The sequence below is a fragment of the Sediminibacterium goheungense genome (assembly GCF_004361915.1).
GTDB classification, from domain to species: domain Bacteria; phylum Bacteroidota; class Bacteroidia; order Chitinophagales; family Chitinophagaceae; genus Sediminibacterium; species Sediminibacterium goheungense.
The window spans coordinates 739,704-764,760 of the sequence record NZ_SNWP01000010.1 but is presented as its reverse complement, the minus strand read 5'-3'; the positions used below and the strand labels follow the sequence as shown (position 1 = coordinate 764,760).

Genomic DNA, 25,057 nt, shown 5'->3' with positions numbered 1-25,057 from the left:
GCTAATAGCTAGTGGCTAACAGCTTTCTCTTAACAATCCACCTTTCAGATCGTAGCCGGAAAAGAAACAAAGAAAATACTACCCTTGGGTTCTCTTGCTTCTACCCATATTTTTCCGTTGTTTTTGTCAACGAATTCCTTGCACAGTTTTAAGCCTAATCCCGTTCCCTTTTCATTCAGCGTACCTCTTTTTGAAATGATATTAGCCGCAGAGAAAAGTTGTTTCTGCATCTCTGTATCCATACCATCACCTTCATCAGCAATAGAAATAATAACTTCATGATTGAGTGTATAGTGATGAATATGAATAACGCCGCTTTTATAACTGTACTTTACCGCATTTGAAAGCAGGTTTCTCAGTACCAGTTGTAAATGATTGGGGTCGGCCCAGATAGGACCTCCTTCAGATTCTATATGGATACCTAAGGATTTATTCTCAATCTCAGCCTGCATAAGTGAGATTACCTGTGCAAGTGTAGATTTGAAATCTACTTTTTGTGGATGTGCCTCAATCCCCTGTAACTGACTGTTGCTCCACTGTAGAAGATTATCAAGTCCACCCTGTAGTTGTTTTACATTTAGAGAAATATGTTCGGAAAGTTTATAAAAGTCCTCCTGACTCAATAATTGCTTATTGAGCATGTCGAGTATATTTCTAAGTTGTGCAATAGGAGAACGCAGATCATGGGCAATAATGGAAAATAATTTTTCTTTTGTGGTATTCGATTCTTCCAACTCGCTGTTTTTTTTCTCAAGTATTACCTGACTTTGTTGTAACTGCTGTTCATAAAAACGCTGCTCAAAACGATAATAAATTAAACCCAGAAATGCCAATATCAGCGCACTCGTCATATTGATAAATACCCTTGAATGGGGTAGTGGTTCCAGCATCCACGGAGTGGTATCGGTGAATCTTATAAAAACAAAACAGGTAATAGTGAGTACGGAGAGCCAGATGATAGCGCTTGTTCTTTTAAATATTAAACTGATTACTACCAGATTGGTAATGAAATAGTATTCATTTCCATTTTGAAACATAATCGAACTGAGGCATAAACTGGCTGTAGATAGAATAGTGAGAATAATACGAGCTGTCTGTATGAAGTGATAAGAATTAATAAAAAGAAACAATAATCCGCCGGTAACATTTAGTGAGAGTAGTCCTACGTTCCAATAATGACCTTCCATGATATTGACAATGATGAAGGCCAGGCTGTGAAGTTGCCCAAGTATCACCATGAAGTTGAGTAAGCGGGTTTTCTTTTGTTCAATTAAATCCAGTTCAGGTCTTATCCCAATATTAATAGCTTTTTGAAATAAGAGGGGTGTCTTCATTGGGTACGCAGGTAATGGTAGCCGAAAATAAAACGATATTCACAGAAACCTACATTTTTATTTCCCCTTCACATACAACTCTTGATTATTTTTGTTGTGCTATGAACAAGTTCCTGATAATCGGGTTAGGTAATATAGGAGAAGAATACAGGCATACCCGTCATAATATTGGTTTTGATGTGGTAACGGCTTTTGTACTAAGGCACAATGCTTTTTTTAAACTCGACAGGTTGGCAGAAGTAGCAGAAGTGAAATGGAAGGGCAGAACTTTTATATGTATAAAGCCGACTACTTATATGAACCTGAGTGGCAAAGCTTTTAAATATTGGATGGATAAAGAAAAAATCGAGTTGGCGAACACGTTGACGATTGTAGATGATTTAGCTTTGCCCCTGAACAAAATCAGGCTTAGGGGATCGGGTTCAGATGCGGGCCATAATGGATTGAAAGATATTCAGCTTACATTGGGCACAGATCAATACCCTAAACTTCGTTTCGGTATTGGAAATCAATATCCCAAAGGCCGACAGGTAGACTTTGTACTGGGCAGATGGTTACCCGAAGAGCAAGCGATTGTGCAACAGAAGATTGATAAATCGGTAGAAATCATAGAATCTTTTGCTACCATTGGACTTGAAAAGACAATGAATACGGCAAATAATATGAATTTTTTATAATAGAAAGCTGTATTTCAACGTTTGTAAGGTTCAATATTATCCAATTCAACCCATTGATTAACCATCAACCCATGCTGGCCGGGTGATCGAAATGATGTCTGGTTAATATTAAATCAACGTGTATGAAAATTTTTTGTGTAGGCAGGAACTATGTAGACCATGCAAAAGAGTTAGGAAATACAGTGCCAGAGGAGCCGGTTATTTTTATGAAGCCAAAGTCTGCACTGCTTCAACCCAATACACCTTTTTATTATCCGGAATTTACCAATGAGCTGCATTATGAGGCAGAGTTGGTATTACGTATATCCAAAAACGGAAAATATGTTCAGGAGCACCAGGCAAACCGTTATTATGATGCCATAACCGTGGGAATTGATTTTACGGCCAGAGATATACAGGCCGAACTCAAGAAAAAAGGACTTCCCTGGGAAAAAGCAAAAGCCTGGGATCAGTCGGCGGTTATTGGAAAATGGGTGCCCTTGCAATCTGATACCATGCGTTCGCCTATACTTTTTTCCATGCGTAAAAACAAAGAACTGGTACAGGATGGCAATACTCAACATATGATTTTTTCCTGTGACTATATCGTTGCGCATATTTCACAATACTTTTCACTCAATATCGGAGACCTGATTTTTACAGGAACGCCAGCAGGTGTGGGAGAATGCGTCGTGGGAGATATACTGGAAGGTTATCTCAAAGAAGATAAAATGTTTGAATTGGAGATCAAATAAAAAGAGCCAGGACTCGTTAATACGGTTGATGCTTACCCCGGAAATATTATTACAGGCCTATAAATACATGGTTACTGCCAAAGCCATGTGTGATACCTATGATGCCAACAAACAGGTTTGTAAATACGTGCATTCTACCTCACGAGGCCACGAAGCCATTCAACTGGCTGCAGGTATGCAATTATTACCCTGCGACTGGGTAAGCCCTTATTACCGTGATGACAGCATCATGCTGTCGGTCGGTTTCCAGCCCTATGAACTAATGTTGCAGTTGCTGGCAAAAAAAGAAGACCCCTTCTCGGGAGGCAGATCCTATTATTGCCATCCTAGCAGCAGAGATGTGAACCGTCCCTTTATTATACACCAGAGCAGCGCTACCGGTATGCAAACCATACCTACCACCGGACTGGCGCAGGGTTTACAGTATCTTGAAAAAATACAAAGTGAAAAACTGCCTTCTGTAAACGGGCAGTTACCCATTGTGGTTTGTTCGTTAGGTGATGGTAGTGTAACTGAAGGTGAAGTGAGTGAAGCCATGCAGTTTGCAGTACTGAAGCAGCTGCCCATTATTTACCTCGTACAGGATAATCAATGGAGCATCAGCGCATCGGCAGAAGAAGTACGTGCCATGAATGCCTATGATTTTGCGGCAGGATTTAAAGGGTTGAAAAGATGGCAATGCGATGGCAGTGATTTTATCAGAAGCTATGAAACCATGGCAGAAGCCATTGAATATACCCGAACAGAAAGAAAACCTGCGCTTGTACATGCCAAAGTGCCGTTGCTGGGGCATCATACCAGTGGGGTAAGAAGAGAATTTTACCGCAGCAGGGAAGACCTGTTAAAACATGGTTCTTACGATCCGCTGCCAAAGTTGCGTTTATTGCTGATAGATGTAGGCATTGCTGAACATACGATAAGTGCAGTGGAGAAAGAAGCCACCGAAAAAGTATTGGCCGATTTTCATCGGGCGCAGGCATCACCGGAACCTGATCCTGCAACGGTGGAAGAGCATGTATTTGCACCTACACCTGTTAAAGAAGAAAAGGGGCAACGTACCCCCAGAAACGCAGAGAAAGTATTAATGGTAGATGCGGCCCTGCATGCTATTGAAGAAATCATGGAAGAATTTCCGGAAGCGCTTTTATATGGTCAGGATGTAGGTGCCCGTTTGGGTGGTGTATTCCGCGAAGCAGCCACACTTGCCGATAAATTTGGAGATCACCGGGTATTCAATACGGCTATTCAGGAAGCCTATATTGTAGGCTCAACAGCCGGCCTCTCTGCACTTGGGTTAAAACCGATGGTAGAAGTACAGTTTGCGGATTATATATATCCTGGGTTTAATCAGCTGGTAACAGAATTATCTAAATCCTGCTATTTGTCTAACGGGAAGTTTCCGGTGGGTATGGTATTGCGTGTGCCGATCGGGGCTTATGGTGGAGGTGGCCCATATCATAGCGGAAGTGTAGAAAGTACTTTATTAACCATCAAAGGTATTAAGGTAGTGTATCCTTCAAATGCGGCAGATATGAAGGGTTTGATGAAGGCGGCCTATCATGACCCCAATCCGGTGGTAATGCTGGAACATAAAGGCTTATATTGGAGTAAGGTGCCCGGAACAGAAGATGCCAAAACCATTGAACCCGCCAAAGATTATATTTTACCCCTGGGGAAGGCTAATATTGTTTTGCAGGCTGAGGCCGGGAAAGTGAAAAAAGGTGAATCGGTTTGTGTAATTACCTATGGAATGGGTGTTTACTGGGCCAAAGCGGCTGCGGCCAATTTCCCGGGTCAGGTGGAAGTATTGGATCTGCGTACTTTACATCCTTTAGACGAAGAGCAGATTTTTCAGCTGGTTAAAAAGCATGGGAAAGTACTGGTATTGAGCGAAGAGCAGCAGAATAACTCTTTTGCAGAGGCGCTGGCTCTCCGTATCAGCAATCAATGCTATCATTTTCTGGATGCCAGGGTAGAAGTGCTGGGCTCGCTGAACCTGCCGGCGGTACCCATCAATCTGGCGCTCGAAGCGGCCATGCTACCCAATGCCACAACCGTAGGAAACAGGATTGCGAAATTGTTGGCATACTAAGCCCGAACCCCTATATTTGCACCCCGTAAATGCAAATTTACAGATGGCGGGGTAGCTCAGGTGGTTAGAGCGTTGGATTCATAACCCAAAGGTCTCGGGTTCAACTCCCGATCCCGCTACAATATTAAGAGTCTTCACAAGAAGACTCTTTTTTTATAATACTTCGAGGTCTCAGATTCGATTCCAGATTTTTATTGGTATTTATTTGAAGTTATTTTTAATGAACGACTACAATCATAAATCGCTTGGTTTATAAAACGAGTCACCATCAATATTTTAATAACTACGTTTGTTGTACACCTGCTTTTAGTTTTAAAATAGCTTTTTAATAAATTAGGATTAATGAAAAATATGCATTCGAAATGCTACTTTCTTTTGATGTAAGTATTTTATCTGATTGCAAAATGAAGTGCATTGTTATTACATTTACAGCAATTAAATGAATAACCCTAAAATCATATTAATTGATGATGATTATGTTGCCAATTTCCTTAACCGGGAAATCATTGCCTTGTATAATCATGGGTTATCAGTAAGTGTTTTCGAAAACCCGCTCGCGGCATTGGAATATCTTATTCTGGAAAACACAGTTGATGATCCAGATCAAACGATATTATTTGTAGATATCAATATGCCATTGATGACCGGATGGCAGTTTATTGAATTATTGCAAACAGATCATCCTCTGCTATTAAAGCGATTAAAAATTTACTTACTCAGCTCCAGTATTGACCATAATGATAAAAACAGAGCCGCAGCACATCCTCATATAGCAGATATGTTCAGTAAACCTATTGACGAGGCATTACTTCCCGTTATTTTGCAATCGTAAACCAGTATAATAATACTAGGCGGATCAGTTTTATTACTGATACTATTTTCTATTAGGCTAGTTTTATTGAAGTATGAAAAAGCAAACTGAAATACATCTGCCCAAGGGTCTGAAAATTATTCAGGTATTTAGAAATGCGGGTCTTTTTGAAAAAGGACAGATGGCTTCCGAAAATGGGCGCGACTGGTTGCGGTGGCCGGAAAAACATTCAAAAAGTGGTTATGTAGCAAAAGGAGAACTTTATCTCCCGGATAACCAGCCTGCATTTGAAACCATCAACCGGTATTCAATAGTGTTTCTACTGGACGATTGTACTGTTAATGAACGAGATCTGTTATTTGACTGGAAAGATTCGTTAAATCTGTATACCCAAGCAGTCACATCATTGGGAATCACTTTTCTGCAGATCAAAAGTCATGACGAAATTGAATTGTTTTTCAATGGGCCAGACTATCCCTGGTATCCGAAGCGACCTGCATCGTATAAACTTTCTGTTTTGAAAGAAGGCCAGCCAGTCGAAATAAAAATTAACGGAAAATCAGACGGTCGGCACCAACGTTATTATATCGAGGAACAATTTATTTTTGAATATCTCGGCACATTTCACCGGTGTTCGATACTTCCCGCTAACTATGCCGGAATACAAAAGACGGTACCGCAAAACAGAAAGTTGATTGATATAAGAGAATTACTATGGTAAAAAAAAGCCCCTGGAAAGGGGCTTTGTGGTGCTTAATAGAACCAATATACTGCCATATATGGGTCTCCTGATGAATGTTGTACCGCTCTGCCGGTACCAGCGTTTTGCCTCAAGTTCAGATGCACGATATAAAGTGTCAATATTACAATTAATAATTCAGAAAGTTGAGAAAATATGATAAAGCTTATCTTTTTAATGACAAATGGCAGTTTGTTTTTTACATTTTATCCGGAAAATCATAAGAGACTGCCGTTCTTCTTTGAAAAAGAAAGCGACAGTTCCTCAATCATTATTTATATAGTAAATTGTTATGCATAAACTTTTACTATGCGATTTTTTATCATACTAACGCTTGTTTGCTTCTTGGTTTCTGCACAGTCACAAAATGGCTTCGTTACTGCCAGGGGCAAACAAATTTTTTTTCCTGATGGCAAACCGATGCTGATAAAGGGTACCAACCTGGGTAACTGGCTACTACCGGAAGGTTATATGTTCAAATTTGAGAAAGTAAATGCACCATGGATGATAGAACAGGCTTTGTTGGAACTCATAGGTCCTTCGGCCAATAGTTTTTTCTGGAAACAATATCTTGATACCTATATTACCGAAGCTGATATCCGTTTATTAAAAGAAATGAATTTTAATTCGGTGCGCCTGCCTTTCGACTATCGGTTGTTTACACTTGAGTCTTATCTGGGAGCCAACGATAGTACCCGTGGTTTTCATTATATAGACAGGGTTGTAAAATGGTGTAAAAAATACCAGTTGTATTTGTTGCTCGATATGCATGCAGCGCCGGGTGGACAAACGGGTGATAATATCGACAATAGCTATGGGTATCCATTCCTTTATACGGATAGTGGCTGCCAGCAAAAAACGATCGATATCTGGAAAAGAATTGCAAACCGGTATCGTAATGAGAGTATCATCCTTGGCTATGATTTACTCAACGAACCTATTGCCCATTTTTTTGATCAGGCTTCACTAAATCCACTCTTGGAACCTTTGTATCGACGAATAGTAGCATCAATAAGGCAGGTTGATAAAAACCACCTCATTTTTCTGGAAGGCGCACAATGGGCTTCAAAGTTTACCATGTTTTCCCAGCCTTTTGACAAGAAGCTGGTTTATAGTTTTCATAAATATTGGACCGATACCACACAGGAAGTGATACAGGAGTATGTTGATTTCAGCAACAGGTACAATGTGCCTGTATATGTAGGTGAGACCGGAGAAAATGATGACCGGTGGATACTTGCGTTCAGAAAACTGCTGGAAAAAAATAAAATCGGATGGCATTTCTGGCCCTATAAAAAAATGGAAAGTACCAGTTGTCTGGTAAGTTTTCCCAAACCTGCCGGATGGGATAGTCTGGTAGCATATACAAAATCCCTTCGGGCATCCCATGAAGATATCCGTAGAGCCCGTCCAAAAGATATATCGGTCATAGAAAAGGCCCTGACTGCATTTCTGCAAAATATGCGGGAGCAGAACTACTTTTTCAATCTTCCTTATATTAGGGGTATCGGGGGGGAATTAAAATCAAATATCAAAAGTCAAAAGTAAAAATTCAAAAAGAGAGGGTGTTTTTTGAATTTTTACTTTTGACTTTTGCTTGCATATTCATCCGCTCATCCCTAAACCATAATTCTGCTTTTGCTTTACAGCCTGTTTGGTTATCTTACGTGCATGAAAACCAAAACCAACTTTTTGCGACAAGGCCGTATCAGGTATATGGCATCGCTTTTTGTTACTGCGGCACTATTTACCGGCAGCATAACGATGGCTCAAAGACCAGGTGGAGGAGCTCCTCCATCCATTAAAGATGCTACTGTTGATGCGATAGTAAAAGAAGGTACTGAAAACTCTCAGCTGGAGAAACTGGCCCATGAGTTAATGGATGGCATCGGCCCCCGTTTGGTAGGAAGTCCTAAAATGAAGCAGGCCAATGATTGGGCAGTAGCGAAATATACAGGCTGGGGTATCACTGCCCGTAATGAAAAATGGGGCGAATGGCGTGGATGGGATCGGGGTATTACCCATATTGATATGGTAGCACCCTGGACGAAATCGCTGGAAGGTACACAGTTGGCATGGAGCCCGAGTACCGGCGGAAAAACGGTAACCGGAGAAACAGTCATCATTCCTGATCTGGCAGATTCAATTGCTTTTCAACAATGGCTACCTTCTGTAAAAGGAAAATTTGTGCTGGTATCCATGGCACAACCCACAGGTCGTCCGGATTATAATTGGGATGAATTCGGTACCAAGGAGTCGATTGAAAAAATGAAGAAACAGCGTACAGAACAAACACAGGCATGGGCCAGAAGAATATCGAAAACCGGGTACAATGCCCGTACACTCGCAGCAGCACTCGAAAATGCAGGTGCTTTGGGCGTAGTGCAGTGTAATTGGTCGAATGGTTTCGGCGTGAATAAAATTTTCAGTGCCAATACCAAAAAAACGCCCACAGTTGATCTGGCATTGGAAGATTATGGTTTATTATATCGTTTAACAGAATCAGGTAGCAAGCCACAAATCAGTGTTCGTGCCGATTCGAAAGAAACAGGTGTACAGCCAACATTTAACACTATTGCAGAAATCAAAGGATCAGAAAAGCCAGACGAATATGTAATTCTCTCAGCTCATTTCGATTCATGGGATGGCGGTACAGGCGCAACGGATAATGGTACCGGTACCCTGACTATGATGGAAGCGATGCGTATCCTGAAAAAAATCCTCCCTAACCCCAAAAGAACCATTTTAGTGGGTCATTGGGGAAGTGAAGAACAGGGCTTGAACGGATCCCGAGCATTTGTGGAAGATCATCCTGAAATTGTAAACAACCTGCAGGCATTGTTTAATCAGGACAATGGTACAGGCCGTGTAAGCAATATTTCAGGTCAGGGTTTTCTGCATTCTTATGAGTATATCAACCGTTGGTTATCAAGAGTGCCAGGTGATATCCGCCAACATATTACGACCAGTTTCCCCGGTTCTCCCGGAGGTGGCGGATCTGATTTTGCATCTTTCCTTGCAGCCGGCGCACCTGCATTTTCATTGAGTTCTTTGGGATGGTCATATGGTAACTATACATGGCATACCAACCGTGATACGTATGATAAGATCGTATTTGATGATGTACGTAATAATGCCATCTTAACAGCCATACTTGCCTATATGGCCAGTGAAGACAGTGCTAAATCATCACGCGAAAAGAGTGTATTGCCTATCAATCCAAGAACAGGTAAACCAGGTGAGTGGCCCAGCCCCACAAAAGCCACACGTAAGGGTGGACTGAATTAAATAAAGGAATCATATCCTTGTATATGACTGGTTCCGGAATACTCCGGAACCAGTTTTTTTTATCTTTTGTAGTGTATGTAGTGATTGTACTACTTTTTCTGCTCTTTCTTCTACGTGTTTTTAACGATAACCTTTATTGCACGATGGTTTTCCTCGAACGAACTTTGGTATAGAAATCAATGATTATCCAGATGACTGATTTCGGGTCTGAAAGTCCAGCATCCACCAGCTATTTTCATAGTATATAAGCATGAAAGGTAATTGGTAACCAAAAAAAAGTATATGTTCAGGAAAGTAATGGTTGTGAACGATGACGAAATATCTCTGTTTGTATCAAGTAAAATGATTGGCAAAACAGGATTCGCGGGAGAAGTCATTACTGCAGTCAATGGCGTAAAAGCCTTACAGATTTTTGATCATTTTTTACTCAACAGTAAAGGTCCCAATGATGTGCCGGAATTGGTATTTCTCGATTTGCATATGCCGGTAATGGATGGCTGGGAATTTATGGAGCTATTCGCTGAAAAATATGCTTATATCTTCCCTTCTGTTCGCTTTGTAATACTTACATCATCGATCGACCCGGATGATATGTTTAAGCTAAAACGTTTTTCAGCAGTGATTGAGCTGATTCAGAATCCACTGAGTTTTGAAGTACTTAATAAGCTGAAAGAAAAATTCTCCAAAATAGATTTTCGTTTCCCCCCAATAGGTCAGTTGTCAGGAAGGCAAGGGCAGATGATCGCGTAGAAGAGTGAGTAGTGAGTAGTCAGTAGTGAGTGTTTTTCTTTTACTCACTACTGACTACTCACTGCTCACTAAATTCATTCCGGACAATCCAGTTTGCTCACCACTTTCTTTTTATTAAAAGGATGAATACTTAACATCAGGTAACCGCCACCACTGAGGTTTTTGATTTGTTTGGCCCATTGAATATTGTGGATACCCAATACAAGTGGTCCGGCTTTGAATGCGGCGCCTATATGAAACTGCCCCTGGCTATTGTATTGGATAGGTAAATAAAAGCCCCAGTTAATGGTTTCCCATCTGGGTGTTATCGTGAGCAGGTTAATTTCTCTTGTGAGCAATCTTTTATAACCGGAAGTGCCATGCAGGTTAATACTGAGATCAGCATTAACATAGAGGTTATTGCCAAATGAACGATCAACATTTATAACCAGACGTGTAGGGCTTCCGATTTTAAATTTACCACCAACACTGTCTGCATTATTGAAAACAGTAGCCAATGAATCCCGTAAATCCTGTCCGTTCTGAATATTGGTAAATTTCTGATCCATGGTCATATCTGTAATGCCTGGATCAACATTTCTGAATTGTGAACTGAATGCACTTGATTTATAACGGCTGGCACCCAGATCCATTAAAGCAGCACCGATTTTCCACTGATAGTTGATGGCATTATTCTGCTGGTAGGCAGTAGGAGCTTCTGCATACAATAAATATTCAACACCCAGACTGAGTCCGAAATTAGTGATGGTATTTTTTAAAAAATCTTTACCGGTTGATGAAGTGCCCGAAGAAGTTTCATCATAGTTTGATGAATAGCCAAAAGCACCGCCTCCGGTTACAAAAGTGTAGAGTGTATCGGTAGACGTTTTTGACTCGAGGTAACTCATTTTACTCACACGTCCATAAGCAGCAGATATATTTTTCATTACCTGAAGTGTTACACCGCCGGTAAGCCTGCTGTTATGTGTTTCGCTTAATATGCGTGAATAATTGAAATCGCCTTGCAGCCAGCCACTATGCGTAACAAAACCTTCCAGGTAAGGAGTGGTTCTGTTTTGAACAATAAAATCATGGATACTATAGATGGAATCACTGGCAAATATGGGTGCAGTACGTGCATGGTTATAACTTCGAACCCTCAGGTTGAATGCAAATGCATGTTTGTTATTGGGTTTGTATAAAAAATTGAGCAGACTGATATCAACGTTATTATGGAGAAAACGCGCCAGTGACCCTCCGTTTAAAAAAGCGGAGTCCTTACGCATGAAAAGAGAATTGGTGCTGATACGGGCCTGAGCGGTAAACAAAGTAAGGTCCCACTTGTACGCCGAATTAACAGAGGAAGCAGGGTTGTTTTTAATAGAAGTACTACCTGCAAAAGCAGAGCCATAGGTAGACTGGTAGCTTTGCGCTCCGATTTTTGTGAGGCAAATGAGGAAACATAGGCAGGTGATCAGGGTTTTCATCATATTTCTTCAGATACTGTAACTGCCCGGCCTGTTGCTTTTTATAAGCTGCCAAGCTGTTAAACAGTTGATAAAAGGGTTTCTATGGCAATTTAGTCAGACAGGATGGGAATCAAAAAAATTATTCGATAGGCGAAGGATTTTGTAGGTTGAGACGTCTAATTATATAATTAAGCCCTGTTTGAACCAAGAAAACCTGATTCTGCAACTGAAAGCCGGAAATGAGCTGGCCTTTCGCCATTTGGTGGAAAGTAGTCAGGATATGGTATATAATACCGTACTGGGCATTATTCAGGACGAACAGGAAGCCGAAGATGTATCGCAGGAGGTATTTATTCAGGTATACAGGTCCATCCGTGATTTCCGGGGTGAGGCAAAACTAAGCACCTGGTTATACCGGATTGCCATAACCAAGGCACTTGATTGGCAAAGGAAAAAAAAATTGCGCAGGGGCATTCATACACTTGCAGCCTGGGTTGGTCTGGGCGACTCATCTAATGAACCTGTACATTTTCATCACCCGGGTATACAACTGGAACATAAGGAAAAAGCAGCCGCTGTTTTTAAAGCCATTCAGTCATTACCGGAAAACCAGCGTATTTGCTTCCTCTTATTGAAAACCGAAGGGCTTAGTTATGAAGAGGTAGCAGAGATATTGCAGGTGAGTATTAAAGCCGTAGAATCATTGATGCATAGGGCCAGGGAAAACCTGCGAAGAAAACTAGCAAAAATCAGACACTAATTCTCCCATTCATCTACCATTATATGAACAAAGAACATTCACATAACAACGATTTTTTAGACTGCTTCGATCATATCAAGAGAGCAGAAGCGCCCGTTTATTTTCAAACCAGACTGGCTGCCAGAATGGAAAAAGAATTATTGCCTCAAAAAAATACCGGCTGGCAATTAATCCTGAAACCTGTTCCTGTGTTAGCCTTGGTTGGCTGCCTTGTAATATTGAATCTTTTTACACTAGGCGATATTTTTTTCGCAAAGAAAATGTCCCTGAAGCAACAGGAAGCAAGTATGTCAGGTTTTATGTATGAATATAGCCTGAATAATTCGGTCGACATCAATAATTAAATCAACCTGCGATGAATTTTATTGCTAAAAATAAATGGCTCACAGTTGCATTTGTAATATTGATATTACTCAATGTTACAACCCTAGCTGTTTTCTGGTGGTCAAAAAAAGTACCCCTTGAAGAAGCTGTTCCCCCACAGGGTGGCGCTATGACTTTTTTGATAAAAGAATTACAACTGGATAGTGCGCAGCAGCAGCAACTCATTGTGTTTAGAGATGAGCACCGCTCTGCGACACGGGAAATCAGAAAAAAGAACAGAGAGGCCAAAGAAACTTTTTTCAGTCTTTTAGAAAAAGAAGGGATCACTGCAACTGAAATTGATCAGGCAGCAACCGTTTCAGCCAGGTACGATGCTGAACTTTCAAAAATCACGTTCGATCATTTCAAAAAAATCAGATCCATATGTACGCCTGTGCAGCAGAAAAAGTTTGATGAAATCATACATGAAGTGTTACGTATGTTGTCCGGTCCGCAAGGCCCCCCACCTCCGCGTGATGGAAGACCGCCAGGGCCGCACCCGGATGGTCCGCCACCACATGAAAGACCCGCGCCTGAAAAATAATCGAGATGCAGCGAAGGTTTGTTCTCTCTTTTACATCTAATAAGAAAAAGCTGTTATGAAATATATTATGCTCAAAACAACCTGCCTCATTATTGCAGGAGCTTCGCTGATACTGGCCTGTAAAAAAGATACAGCAGGTAGCGGAACAGGAACCACTGCTACTGTTCCCGATGTATTTAAAAAGTTCAATACATCTGTAACGATATCGGTGGAAGGAAATTATATCGTATTAAAAAGTACAGGTATACCCGATCATAAGAGTCCATATTTTGCAACAACCCATGCACAATATGAAGCGTACAATGGCACCAATCCCAACTACGCAAAAAATCCGAACAGTATACAGTCGCAGAGTTATGTATTTAAGATTCCGATCAATCCTGCAAAAGCCACTTCTTCAGTAGCTACCTCACTGGGGCCGATGGGCATTTCTATTAATGGGGTACCCCTGTTTAATCAGTATGCAGCAGGTAATGCACCACTCACCAATGAGATCAATAGTTTTGATCAGTATAATGGTCACCCGCAACAAACCGGGCAATACCATTATCATGTAGAACCACTTTATATCACAGCACAAAAGGGACGTAACGCGCTGATTGGGTTTTTACTGGATGGATTTCCTGTATATGGTCCGATGGAAAATGGTTTGGTATTAACCAGCAGCCAGCTCGATACCTATCATGGTCATTTTGCAGTAACAGCTGATTATCCCAATGGTATTTATCATTATCATATTACAGCTGATGCACCATACATTAATGGAAATGGTTTTTATGGAACACCTGGTACCGTAACACAATAAAAAATGTAAGTATGAAAAAAATAATTTTGTTGGCCTTCACACTGATAGCCATCTGCTCTATGCTGCATGCACAACCGGCAGGTGGTCCACCCAAACCTCCTTCAGCAGAAGAAAGATTGAAGCGGGTGAATGAAAAGCTGAAGACAGCACTACAGTTGTCTGCGAAGCAGCAAGCTGTGGTAAATGATGCTTTTAGTGCCTTCTTTAAAGAAGCTGATAAGCTTCGCCCGCAGGCACCACCACCACCACCTCAGCCCGACAAGGCTAAGATTGAACCATTGGCACAAAAGCGTGATGCTTCTATTAAAGCAGCTTTAACAGAGGCTCAGTACAAAAAATACCTGGAGATTGAAAAAACTTTGCGGCCTCAAGGTCCTCCGGGTGCACCTAAACCATCAAAAGAGTAATAATGCGCTGTAGAAATTGTTTACTGATTCTTTTCCTTTTTGTTCAGGCTTGTACAAGCAGTAAAAAAGCAGACGATCAGTTGCCTTTTTATGTTACTGCGGATTTTACACCACATTGGTTTACTGTAAAGGAATTAGAACAGCCCATTCACCAGATACCGGCCTTTTCATTTATCAATCAGTCTGGCGAAAAAGTGACTGAGCAAACGGTGAAAGACAAAATATATGTGGCTGATTTCTTCTTTACCAATTGCCCCGGTATCTGTAAAAGACTCACCAATAATATATCATTGGTACAGGAAGCCTTTAAAGGTGATGAGGGCGTATTGATTCTTTCACATTCCGTAACCCCTGAAACAGATAGTGTAAGCAGGCTTCAGCAGTATGCCAGACAGTATAAGATCAATCAGCAACAATGGCATTTATTAACTGGCACACGGAGTGAAATTTATACCCTTGCCAGAAAGTCTTATTTCGCTGATGAGGATCTTGGAGAGGCGCAGGCGGAAAATGATTTTCTGCACACGGAGAATGTGTTGCTGATCGATAAACAAAGAAGGATAAGGGGTGTATACAAAGGCACATCCGAAGCTGATATCCGCAATTTAATCGTTGATATTAAACGTTTGCAGGAAGAATGAAATGGCATCTGACCATATGTGTTTTTCTGTTAATAGCCTGTAATGGAAATCAGCAGCAGGTAAAGAAAAAGCTGCATCCTGTTATTCCACCGGTAGGGGTGGTAGCTGATGATCCCCGTTTGAAACTGGTGAACGGACTTATGTATTATGCTGATACCTTGTTCAGCGGTCATTTACATGCTTTTTATGCAAATGGTACCATGCAGCGCATGCAGGGCTATTATAAGGGTAAAGAGGAAGGTATGCTGGTGACATGGTTTGATAATGGGCAGAAAGAATCTGAACGGTATTTTGTTGAAGGGGAAAAAGATAGTGTACATAAAGGTTGGTGGGAGAACGGTCAGCTGAGGTTCGAGTATCATTTTTCAAATGGCCGGTATGATGGTGATTTCCGGGAATGGTCATTAAATGGGAGGTTGGCCAAACATATTGAATACAGGGACGGAAATGAAATCAGGGGAAAAGCCTGGCGGGAGAATGGAAAAGTGTATATGAGTTTTGAAATGAAAGGTTCAAGACGTTATGGTCTCATGAATGCCAAACCCTGTTATACCCTGCGAAATGAAAAAGGTGAATACCTGGAAGTGGCACAAAATAAAAGTCCCCTGTAGAAACAGGGGACGTCTTCGATTGCTTGCCATATAAGAAAAAAGATAAATCACATTTTTTTTCACTCTTCACCGTTACTAACCGCTTCTAAAGTAAAGATAAAAGAATTTTTATTTCAAAGTTTATTTTTTTGTAATTAATTATTTTTTCATCAATTACTCTGTAAAAATACAAAAAAAATTAGATTTCGTAAATATTAATAATTTAATAATATAAATTAAATAAGGGTTAATCTTATCAAGATTAACCCTTATTTATATGATTATCAGTCTATTGTTTACCTGGGTATACTTTTAAGGCAGCTTCCAAACAATCCATAGCTTTATTTATATCATCTAAATTTAATACGTATGCAAGTCTTACTTCCTGTTTACCCAATCCCGGTGTTCCATAGAAACCGGTAGCGGGTGCCAGCATCACTGTTTGCTGTTCATAGTCGAAGCTTTCAAGTAACCACTGGCAGAAAGTATCGGCATCATCGATGGGTAATTTGGCAATGGCATAAAAAGCCCCACCCGGATTGGGACAAAAAACACCTTCCATAGCATTGAGTCTTTTTACCAGCAAATCTCTGCGCGAACGGTATTCAGCCTTAGTGGTATCAAAATAATCGGCAGGAAGATCAATCGCAGCTTCTCCTGCAATCTGGGCAAAGCTGGGCGGGCTCAACCTGGCTTGTGCAAATTTCATAGCTGCGTCTAATACAGACTGGTTACGGGTTATAAAAGCACCGATTCTGCCCCCACAGGCACTGTATCTTTTACTGATGGTATCCATGATGATGACATGGTTATCTACCCCTTTTAAATGCAGGGCACTCACCTGATGGCCATCATAACAAAACTCACGATAGGCCTCATCCGAAAAAAGATAAAGATTATGACGCAGGATGATATTTTTTAACTGTTCCATTTCATCGGCACTGTACAGGTAACCAGTGGGATTGTTGGGGTTACAGATGACAATGGCCTTTGTTCTGGGCGTTATTTTTTTCTCAAACTCTTCAATCGGGGGCAGGGCAAAGCCGTTTTCAATATGTGAGGTTACAGGTACTACATTTACACCCGCCGCTACCGCAAAACCATTGTAGTTGGCGTAGAAGGGCTCAGGTATAATTACTTCATCGCCTGCATCCAGACAGGCCATAAAGCCAAACAGGATGGCTTCACTGCCACCGGTCGTAATAATAATCTGCTGGTGGTTCACATCAATACCTACAGACTGATAATACCCTACCAGTTTTTTTCTGTAACTCTCATTGCCTGCACTATGGCTATACTCCAGTACTTTAAAATCACTGTTGCGTACGGCATCCAGCACCATTTTTGGGGTCTCAATATCGGGTTGACCTATATTCAGGTGATACACTTTGGTGCCTTTCTTTTTCGCAGCTTCTGCATAAGGTACCAGTTTTCTGATGGGGGAGGCAGGCATGGCCTGTCCGCGTTGACTAATGGCTAACATGCCGCAAAGATAGGGAGGCGTTACCACTACAAAACATAAGCGACCCCAAAGAGGGGCCGCTTAACTTAAATATCAACTATCAATCAGGGTATGGAAAACTATTTTGCGCCTGGTTTTGGTTTGGCAGGAACCACTTCACCTTCAATGGTTAAAATTACAGGGTCATTAATACCTGCAAATTTTACTGTTACACGCTTACTGAATGCACCCATGGCAGCAGCATTGTAGGTAACTTTAATCGTGCTTGATTTTCCTTTCAGGATCGCTTCTTTGCTGTATTCAGGTGTAGTACAACCACACTCAGCACTTGCAAACTCAATCACTGCAGGTTTAGCACCATTATTGGTATAAGTGAAAATATGTGTAACAGGTTTATTCTGTTCGATCTTACCGAATTTGAAAGATGCTTCTGCAAATTTGATGTCCTGCTGCGCCATTACACTTACCGTAGAAACCAGTCCCAAAATGGCCAGAAATAAAAACTTCTTCATATGATGTTTATTTTATTTGTCTACTCAAAGTTAGGGGTAATTTAAATCAGGGAAATTATTGATGCCTTAAAATTTTATTAGTAGCCCTGATATATGCCGGATACCAGGATCCTGATATGTATTTACTAACCAAATCTATGCCGGAATAAGCCCTGAATCCACAATTTTTCCTGAAAACTAATTTCCGTTAGTCCATTCCGCAGGTAATGTTATTTTTGTCGCATGGAATCAACTTCTACTTTGGGTTATAAAAACGATATGCTTTCTTTCGACGGGTTCAGAAATGCGGTGATTGAAGATTACCGTATGGCCGTTGTGAGCAGGGAAGTTAGTTTACTGGGCCGCCGTGAAGTATTAACGGGAAAGGCCAAATTTGGCATATTCGGTGACGGTAAAGAAGTGGCGCAGATAGCCATGTCTAAATTTTTTCAGCCCGGTGATTTCAGAAGCGGGTATTACCGCGACCAAACTTTTATGTTTGCTTCCGGACTGGCAAGTGTGGAGCAATATTTTGCACAACTGTACGCCGATCCTGATCCTAAAAATGAACCCTTTAGTTCAGGCCGTCAGATGAATGCACATTTCTCCACCAGATTTGTGGATGAACATGGTAACTGGCTCGACCTCGCAAACAGAAAAAATATTTCTTCAGATATAGCACCCACGGCCGGACAAATGCCGCGTGGTCTCGGACTGGCTTTTGCTTCACGTTGTTTCAGGGCAAGTAAGCATCAGGACCAGTTGGAACATTTGAGCCATAACGGTAATGAAATCTGCTTTACTACCATTGGAGATGCCAGTACCAGTGAAGGACATTTCTGGGAAACCATTAATGCGGCAGGTGTATTGCAGGTGCCACTGGCTGTGTTTGTTTGGGATGATGGATATGGGATATCCGTACCTAAAAACTTCCAAACTACCAAAGGCTCTATTTCTGCGGCACTGAAAGGTTTTCAGAAACAGGCCGATACCAATGGTATTCATATTTATAAAGTAAAAGCCTGGGATTATGCAGGCATGTGTGAAGTATTTGAAGAAGCTTTACAAAAAGTAAGAGAAACTCATGAACCCGCATTATTCCATGTAGAAGAAGTTACACAACCACAGGGCCACTCTACCAGTGGTAGCCACGAGCGATATAAAACACCTGAGCGGCTGGAATGGGAAAAAGAATGGGATTGTATAAAAAAAATGAAAGAGTGGATGCTCGAAAACGGACTGGCTTCAGTAGAAGAACTGGCTGCTGTTGAGGCAGAAGCGAAAGAAACAGTAAGAGAAGGTCGTAATCTGGCATGGGAGAAATATGTGGCACCTATAAAAGAACAGGCTGCCAGAGCGAGTGAACTCATTCGCCAGTCGATGGTGAATGATATCGACAAATACAACCAGTTGCAACAGATGGCCAATGAGCTGGCGAATAATAAAGAACCTCTCCGCCGCGATGTAATACGCACGATTGCGCTGGCCATTGAAGTAGCGCCATCATCCCCATCAGCAGCAGAACTCAAAGAACTGCGCACTGCATTGCTGGATGAGAGTAAACAACTCTACAATAGTCATCTTTACAACGAAGGGCCGAAAAGTGCATTGAAAGTTCCCGAGATCAAACCATTGATTCCCTTTGATGCAACCACTGCCAATGGATATGAAGTTTTGAACAGATATTTTGATGCCTTATTCAATAGCAATCCCAAAGTGTATGCATTTGGAGAAGATGTAGGTTATATTGGAGATGTAAACCAGGGCTTTGCCGGATTGCAGGAAAAGCATGGCAGCGACAGAATTCTGGACACCGGTATTCGTGAACTAACCATTGTGGGGCAGGCCATTGGTATGGCTTTGCGTGGATTGAGACCCATCGCTGAAATTCAATACCTCGATTATTTATTATACGGATTGCAACCATTGAGTGATGATGTTTGTACCACACATTTCAGAACAGGTGGTCAGCAAAGTTGTCCGGTTATCATTCGTACAAGAGGGCATCGACTGGAAGGTATATGGCACAGTGGCTCACCAATGGGTGTTGTGATTAATGCTTTGCGTGGCATGCATGTATGTGTGCCGAGAAATATGGTGCAGGCTGTTGGTATGTATAATACCCTGCTACAGGCCAATGATCCGGCGATTGTAATTGAATGTTTGAATGGATACAGGCTGAAAGAAAAAATGCCAGATAATTTACTGGAATACACAGTACCGCTGGGCATTCCGGAAATTATACAGGAAGGTACAGATGTAACCATTGTATCTTATGGCTCTACCCTGCGTATTATACAGGATGCAACAGATCGTTTATCCAAAGAAGGCATCAGTTGTGAAGTGGTAGATGTGCAAACATTATTACCATTCGATTTGAACCATATTATTCTCTCTTCCTTACAGAAAACCAACCGTATTATTTTTATTGATGAAGATGTTCCAGGTGGTGCTGCTGCTTATATGTTCAACAAAGTAATGGAAGAACAAGGTGGCTACAGATGGCTGGATGCAAGTCCGAAAACCCTTACTGCCAAAGCCCATCGTCCTGGTTACGGAAGCGACGGAGATTATTTCTCCAAACCCAATGCCGAAGATGTAATGGACGCCGTAAGAGCGTTGATGGCTGAGTAGTTTTAATTTTAAGCTGTGAGCTATGAGCTTTGTGCTACGAGCTATTGGTTTTCTGAGTGCAATATGATCTGTTAACAAGAATATGTTGTACATGGTGCAGCACATTTTTATTTCTTAGAACGCTCAAAGCCCGCAGCTCATGGCTCAAGGCTTCCAAAGCTGCGTATCCTAATCATAAAACAGGGCCCTCAACTCAGGCGTTGGCACCCAGCATGATTCCTGTTTGCCAAACCATTTGTATCGGTTACGGGCAATAAAATCATAAAAAAAATCACGGATAAAAAAAGGAACGACCCAGAGCAGGTAAGACAACCATTTCCACCCACCATGCATCTGTTGCATAACTTTAATAGCGGCGGTTGATTTGTAATAAAGCCGACCATCCTGTAAAAAAATAAAACTATTGAACTGATCGGCAGGTAAATGAAAATAGGCTAATACCTGCTGACCCAGTTCACCTTGTAAAGAAGCAAAGCGGAACTTTCTTTCCGGATCGTGTTGAATGACTTGCTGAACACTGCTATTGCAAAGATTACATACCCCATCAAAGAGAATCACAGGATGCTGTAAGGTTTGGAGTGTTTGCATATGCAAAATTACAAAGAAAGCTACGAGCTTCAAGCCACAAGCTGTAAGCTACAATTGAAATTGTACCAGATTAACTTGTTTTTTTAACGAAAAAAGCTGTTGTTCTCAAAAAACAACAGCTTTTTTATACTGTTTGTAGCTTGTGGCTTGAAGCTTACAACCTCCTATCCCATATTATGAAATACTTTATTCACATCTTCATCCTGTTCCAGTCTTTCAATCAGCTTACTTACGTCTTCAGCCTGTTCGTCGGTGACAGGAACAGTGGTGGTTGGAATCCATTCCAGCTCGGCACTGATAGGGGTAAGTCCCTTGTCTTCCAGTGCTTTTTGCAGGTTACCAAAATCTACAAAGGCGCAGCGTAAAACGATGATGGGGTTACCATTATCATCATTGCTTTCACCCAGTTCTTCGAGCCCAAAATCGATCAGTTCCAGTTCAAGGTCATCAATACTTAAACCTGTAGGGTTGAGTTTGAATACTCCCATTTTTTTAAACTGGAAGCTTACGCTGCCACTGGTACCCATGGCACCGTTTCCTTTATTAAAATGACTTTTTACGTTGGCCACGGTTCTTACATGGTTATCGGTAGCTGTTTCAACCAGTAGTGCCACACCATGGGGGCCATAGCCTTCATATAAGATTTCTTCGTAGTTGGAAGTGTCTTTACCCTGCGCACGTTTGATGGCTGCTTCTACACGATCCTTGGGCATACCCACGCTTCTGGCGTTCTGGAAACAGCGACGCAGGGCCGGATTGGTAGCCGGGTCAGGACCACCTGCTTTTACCGCAATCACAATTTCTTTACCTACTCGGGTAAACTGTTTGGCCATCCGGTCCCAACGGGCAAACATGGTGGCTTTACGTACTTCAAAAATCCTTCCCATAATAAATGTTTAAATGAACGGGTTGCAAAAATAAGCCTATTGACCATAAAAAAACCCGCTACGGGAGCGGGTTTTAAAATCAAGTGACTTCGTTTATGATTGATTACGGAGTTTACTGTTGTTTTTGCTGTACAGGAAGTATACAACCAGACCGAGTGCCATCCATGCAAATGCCACTTTCAGGGTTTGTGCATCCAGTGCAACAATCATTCCCAGACAAACCACGGCACCCAGAATCGGTACAATGGGAACCAATGGGGTTTTGAATGGTCTTTCGATTTCAGGCGATTTTACACGCAGAATCCATACACCAATACTTACCAATACAAATGCAAAGAGGGTACCAAAGCTGGTGAGGTCACCGGCAACGTGTCCGGGAACAAAAGCAGCAAACAGACCCACAAATACAAACAATATCCAGTTGGCTTTATAAGGTGTTTTGAATTTAGGATGTAGTACGCCGAATGCTTTTGGAATCAGTCCGTCATTACTCATGGTATAGAAAATACGGCTCTGACCCATCAACATTACCAGGATCACCGAAGAGAAACCGGCGAGAATGGCTACGGTTACAGCAGTAGATAACCAGGCATATTTGGTCATATAAGTGGAAATGGCGTAAGCAACAGAAGCTTCACGACCTTTTTCAGGATCCACAAATTCCTGCCAGTTGGCAACACCCGTCAGTACGTGTCCGAAGAGGATGTATAAGATGGTACAAACCACCAGTGAACCCAGAATACCAATCGGCATATCGCGCTTAGGATTTTTGGCTTCCTGTGCCGCTGTACTAACCGCATCAAAACCAATAAAGGCAAAGAATACGATGGCAGCACCACCCAAAACACCACCCCATCCGTGTTTGAAAGCTCCTGAATAGTCGGCAATTACTTTACCTGCACTATCCGTAACAGCGGCTGTTCCTTCAGGAATCATATAAGGTGTATGGTTCTCGGGGCGGATGTATTGCCAGCCTAACACAATAAAGAGAATTACAATGGCTACTTTAATGAATACGATGATAGCATTTACGATCGCCGATTCCTGTGTGCCCTTAATGAGTAATAAAGTGAGCAACAAAAGAATAACCAATGCGGGTGCATTTACGATTCCTTTATGCAATACCCCTGCAGAGTCAGTAAAACTCTCAAAGGGGCTATGCGACCATTCATAGGGTATACCTCCGTCCAATAGTTTATTGAGGTATTCACTCCATGCAATTGATACCGTTGCGGCACCCAGTGCGTATTCCATAATCAAAGCCCAACCAATGATCCAGGCAACCAGTTCACCCATGGTTACATAGCTGTAAGCATAGGCACTACCTGCAATTGGAATCATGGCAGCAAATTCTGCATAACATAAACCGGCAAATGCGCAACCGATAGCAGCTACAATAAATGAAATGGTCACAGCAGGGCCGGCAGCCTGTCCGGCAGCAGCAGCTGTTCTCACAAACAAGCCGGCTCCAATGATGGCTCCAATACCGAGGGCAATCAGGTTACCGGCGCCGAGGGTACGTTTCAATCCCTTGTCCCCTTCATCGGCCTGTGCCAGTAATTGACCCAATGGTTTCTTTACAAATAAACTCATAGTACAGTTTGGTTAAGTTTCTGAATAGAAAAGTTTTGGCAAAATAGGTATTTATTGCTTTCACCCCCCAAAACTTTTCAGAATCGGTGATTTAGCCTTCAGGTCAGGCCATTTAAACATAAATACTATATTGCGGCACTAATAGGGCCCCAATGAAAAAATCTAACAGGCTTACCTTATATATCGTTATAGCGATGATTGCCGGTGTGATACTTGGCTATTTTATACATGAGAATGCCGGACCCGATACCATACAGTCATTTTCCAAAAACCTTAAACTCTTAACTACCATTTTCCTCAGGCTGGTGCAGATGATCATCGCACCATTGGTATTCTCCACCCTGGTAGTGGGTATTGCCAAACTTGGCGACCTTAAAACCGTAGGAAGGGTAGGAGGAAAAGCATTGTTATGGTTTGTATCTGCATCGTTGGTAAGTCTTTTACTGGGTATGTTACTGGTGAACCTTTTCCAGCCCGGTAAAGGTATCGACCTTAGTAATGCAGACATTACCGGTGCACAGGACCTGGTAGGTAAAACGCAGGAATTCAGTATCCAGAAATTTGTGGAACACGTATTCCCTAAAAGTGTGATTGATGCCATGGCCACCAACGAAATACTGCAGCTGGTAGTATTCAGTATATTTTTCGGCGTGGCCACCGCTGCCCTTGGTGAGAAAGCAAAAATTGTAGTGAAAGGCTTAGATGCTGTAGCCCATGTGATTCTTAAAATGGTAGGCTATGTAATGAATTTTGCACCCCTTGGCGTATTCGGTGCCATCGCAGCAGTGATAGCTACCAAAGGACTTGATGTATTTATTTTTTATGGTAAATACCTCTTGTATTTCCTGATGGGTATAGCAGCATTATGGGCCATCTTATTAACAGTAGGCTTTATTATCTTGGGGAAACGATTACCCGATTTATTGCGCCGCATCTTCCCGCCATTAATTATCGCATTCAGTACTACCAGCAGTGAAGCTGTATTCCCTAAACTTACTGAAGAACTGGAACGCTTTGGTTGTAAAGATAAAATCGTCTCATTTATATTACCCCTTGGGTACTCTTTTAACCTGGATGGTAGTATGATGTATATGACTTTTGCCAGTATCGCCATTGCACAGGCATACGGTATACAGTTAGACCTGGGTACACAGTTAACCATGCTTATTGTATTGATGCTCACCAGCAAGGGTATTGCGGGTGTTCCACGGGCATCACTGGTAGTGGTAACCGCCACCTGCGCTATGTTTAATATTCCGCCGGAAGGCATTGCACTGATACTGCCAATAGACCACTTCTGCGATATGTTCCGTACAGCCACCAATGTGGTAGGCAACGCATTGGCAACAAGTGTAGTAAGTAAATGGGAAGGCGCATTGGATGAGCCGACCGATATTTCAATGAACGCATAAGACCCCG

24 protein-coding genes and 1 tRNA gene are annotated in these 25,057 nt (G+C 41.8%); 18 read left to right on the top strand and 7 right to left on the bottom strand.

Annotated features, from left to right (window positions below):
* Positions 1 to 44: 44 nt before the first annotated feature.
* Entirely contained in the window at positions 45 to 1,334 is a 1,290-nt protein-coding gene (locus tag BC659_RS03315) for a sensor histidine kinase (RefSeq protein WP_133473252.1), read from the bottom strand.
* Between the two features lie 101 nt (positions 1,335 to 1,435).
* Here BC659_RS03315 and pth point away from each other — a divergent pair, with 101 nt between their 5' ends.
* From pth to BC659_RS03270, 9 genes are all read left to right on the top strand, one after another.
* Positions 1,436 to 2,011 carry an aminoacyl-tRNA hydrolase gene (pth, locus tag BC659_RS03310; RefSeq protein WP_133473251.1) on the top strand — a complete coding sequence of 192 codons (576 nt, stop codon included), beginning with the start codon at positions 1,436 to 1,438 and terminating at the stop codon, positions 2,009 to 2,011.
* Positions 2,012 to 2,133: 122 nt separating this feature from the next.
* Entirely contained in the window at positions 2,134 to 2,745 is a 612-nt protein-coding gene (locus BC659_RS03305; RefSeq protein WP_133473250.1) for a fumarylacetoacetate hydrolase family protein, read from the top strand.
* 28 nt (positions 2,746 to 2,773) lie between these two features.
* The gene (locus BC659_RS03300; protein WP_133473249.1) at positions 2,774 to 4,837 is read left to right on the top strand and encodes an alpha-ketoacid dehydrogenase subunit alpha/beta; all 2,064 of its coding nucleotides are present in this window, start codon (positions 2,774 to 2,776) and stop codon (positions 4,835 to 4,837) included.
* 45 nt (positions 4,838 to 4,882) lie between these two features.
* A tRNA-Met gene (locus BC659_RS03295) sits at positions 4,883 to 4,956 on the top strand.
* Positions 4,957 to 5,276: 320 nt separating this feature from the next.
* On the top strand, positions 5,277 to 5,669 hold the full coding sequence (locus BC659_RS03290) for a response regulator (protein ID WP_133473248.1): 393 nt from the start codon (positions 5,277 to 5,279) through the stop codon (positions 5,667 to 5,669).
* A 73-nt stretch (positions 5,670 to 5,742) separates the two neighbouring features.
* Positions 5,743 to 6,369, top strand: a complete 627-nt coding sequence (locus BC659_RS03285) for a hypothetical protein (protein ID WP_133473247.1) — start codon at positions 5,743 to 5,745, stop codon at positions 6,367 to 6,369.
* A gap of 327 nt (positions 6,370 to 6,696) precedes the next feature.
* Positions 6,697 to 7,935, top strand: coding sequence for a glycoside hydrolase family 5 protein (locus tag BC659_RS03280; RefSeq protein WP_133473246.1), 1,239 nt, complete (start codon positions 6,697 to 6,699; stop codon positions 7,933 to 7,935).
* A 123-nt stretch (positions 7,936 to 8,058) separates the two neighbouring features.
* Positions 8,059 to 9,675 (top strand): M20/M25/M40 family metallo-hydrolase, encoded by a 1,617-nt coding sequence (locus tag BC659_RS03275; RefSeq protein WP_211340689.1) that lies wholly within the window; start codon positions 8,059 to 8,061, stop codon positions 9,673 to 9,675.
* Between the two features lie 282 nt (positions 9,676 to 9,957).
* Positions 9,958 to 10,425 carry a response regulator gene (locus BC659_RS03270; RefSeq protein WP_133473245.1) on the top strand — a complete coding sequence of 156 codons (468 nt, stop codon included), beginning with the start codon at positions 9,958 to 9,960 and terminating at the stop codon, positions 10,423 to 10,425.
* Positions 10,426 to 10,499: 74 nt separating this feature from the next.
* On the opposite strand, the gene BC659_RS03265 is transcribed toward BC659_RS03270, so the two are convergent.
* The gene (locus BC659_RS03265) at positions 10,500 to 11,894 is read right to left on the bottom strand and encodes a hypothetical protein (protein ID WP_133473244.1); all 1,395 of its coding nucleotides are present in this window, start codon (positions 11,892 to 11,894) and stop codon (positions 10,500 to 10,502) included.
* A gap of 178 nt (positions 11,895 to 12,072) precedes the next feature.
* Between BC659_RS03265 and BC659_RS03260 the strand changes: the two genes are divergently transcribed.
* From BC659_RS03260 to BC659_RS03230, 7 genes are read left to right on the top strand one after another with little or no spacing between them, the layout of a single operon-like run.
* Positions 12,073 to 12,633, top strand: coding sequence for an RNA polymerase sigma factor (locus tag BC659_RS03260; protein ID WP_133473243.1), 561 nt, complete (start codon positions 12,073 to 12,075; stop codon positions 12,631 to 12,633).
* A 23-nt stretch (positions 12,634 to 12,656) separates the two neighbouring features.
* Complete coding sequence (locus BC659_RS03255) at positions 12,657 to 12,977, top strand: hypothetical protein (RefSeq protein WP_133473242.1); 321 nt, start codon at positions 12,657 to 12,659, stop codon at positions 12,975 to 12,977.
* Positions 12,978 to 12,988: 11 nt separating this feature from the next.
* Positions 12,989 to 13,540 (top strand): Spy/CpxP family protein refolding chaperone, encoded by a 552-nt coding sequence (locus tag BC659_RS03250; RefSeq protein ID WP_133473241.1) that lies wholly within the window; start codon positions 12,989 to 12,991, stop codon positions 13,538 to 13,540.
* A gap of 55 nt (positions 13,541 to 13,595) precedes the next feature.
* On the top strand, positions 13,596 to 14,345 hold the full coding sequence (locus tag BC659_RS03245; protein ID WP_133473240.1) for a YHYH protein: 750 nt from the start codon (positions 13,596 to 13,598) through the stop codon (positions 14,343 to 14,345).
* A gap of 11 nt (positions 14,346 to 14,356) precedes the next feature.
* Complete coding sequence (locus BC659_RS03240; RefSeq protein ID WP_133473239.1) at positions 14,357 to 14,752, top strand: hypothetical protein; 396 nt, start codon at positions 14,357 to 14,359, stop codon at positions 14,750 to 14,752.
* A 2-nt stretch (positions 14,753 to 14,754) separates the two neighbouring features.
* Positions 14,755 to 15,393, top strand: coding sequence for an SCO family protein (locus BC659_RS03235; RefSeq protein WP_133473238.1), 639 nt, complete (start codon positions 14,755 to 14,757; stop codon positions 15,391 to 15,393).
* Positions 15,390 to 16,004, top strand: coding sequence for a toxin-antitoxin system YwqK family antitoxin (locus tag BC659_RS03230; RefSeq protein WP_133473237.1), 615 nt, complete (start codon positions 15,390 to 15,392; stop codon positions 16,002 to 16,004). The genes BC659_RS03235 and BC659_RS03230 overlap by 4 nt, the downstream gene beginning before the upstream one ends.
* A 268-nt stretch (positions 16,005 to 16,272) precedes the next feature.
* On the opposite strand, the gene BC659_RS03225 is transcribed toward BC659_RS03230, so the two are convergent.
* A complete protein-coding gene (locus BC659_RS03225; RefSeq protein ID WP_133473236.1) occupies positions 16,273 to 17,466 on the bottom strand; it encodes a pyridoxal phosphate-dependent aminotransferase in 1,194 nt (397 codons plus the stop codon).
* Positions 17,467 to 17,564: 98 nt separating this feature from the next.
* On the bottom strand, positions 17,565 to 17,957 hold the full coding sequence (locus BC659_RS03220; RefSeq protein WP_133473235.1) for a DUF1573 domain-containing protein: 393 nt from the start codon (positions 17,955 to 17,957) through the stop codon (positions 17,565 to 17,567).
* A 222-nt stretch (positions 17,958 to 18,179) separates the two neighbouring features.
* Between BC659_RS03220 and BC659_RS03215 the strand changes: the two genes are divergently transcribed.
* On the top strand, positions 18,180 to 20,570 hold the full coding sequence (locus BC659_RS03215) for an alpha-ketoacid dehydrogenase subunit alpha/beta (protein WP_133473234.1): 2,391 nt from the start codon (positions 18,180 to 18,182) through the stop codon (positions 20,568 to 20,570).
* A gap of 168 nt (positions 20,571 to 20,738) precedes the next feature.
* Here the strand turns inward: BC659_RS03215 and BC659_RS03210 are convergent, their stop codons facing one another.
* The 3 genes from BC659_RS03210 to BC659_RS03200 form a co-directional block, all read right to left on the bottom strand.
* Complete coding sequence (locus BC659_RS03210) at positions 20,739 to 21,158, bottom strand: thiol-disulfide oxidoreductase DCC family protein (RefSeq protein ID WP_133473233.1); 420 nt, start codon at positions 21,156 to 21,158, stop codon at positions 20,739 to 20,741.
* Positions 21,159 to 21,322: 164 nt separating this feature from the next.
* A complete protein-coding gene (locus BC659_RS03205) occupies positions 21,323 to 22,045 on the bottom strand; it encodes a YebC/PmpR family DNA-binding transcriptional regulator (protein WP_133473232.1) in 723 nt (240 codons plus the stop codon).
* A 93-nt stretch (positions 22,046 to 22,138) separates the two neighbouring features.
* Positions 22,139 to 23,638, bottom strand: coding sequence for an amino acid permease (locus tag BC659_RS03200; RefSeq protein WP_133473231.1), 1,500 nt, complete (start codon positions 23,636 to 23,638; stop codon positions 22,139 to 22,141).
* A 152-nt stretch (positions 23,639 to 23,790) separates the two neighbouring features.
* Here BC659_RS03200 and BC659_RS03195 point away from each other — a divergent pair, with 152 nt between their 5' ends.
* Positions 23,791 to 25,050 (top strand): dicarboxylate/amino acid:cation symporter, encoded by a 1,260-nt coding sequence (locus BC659_RS03195; protein WP_133473230.1) that lies wholly within the window; start codon positions 23,791 to 23,793, stop codon positions 25,048 to 25,050.
* Positions 25,051 to 25,057: the final 7 nt, after the last annotated feature.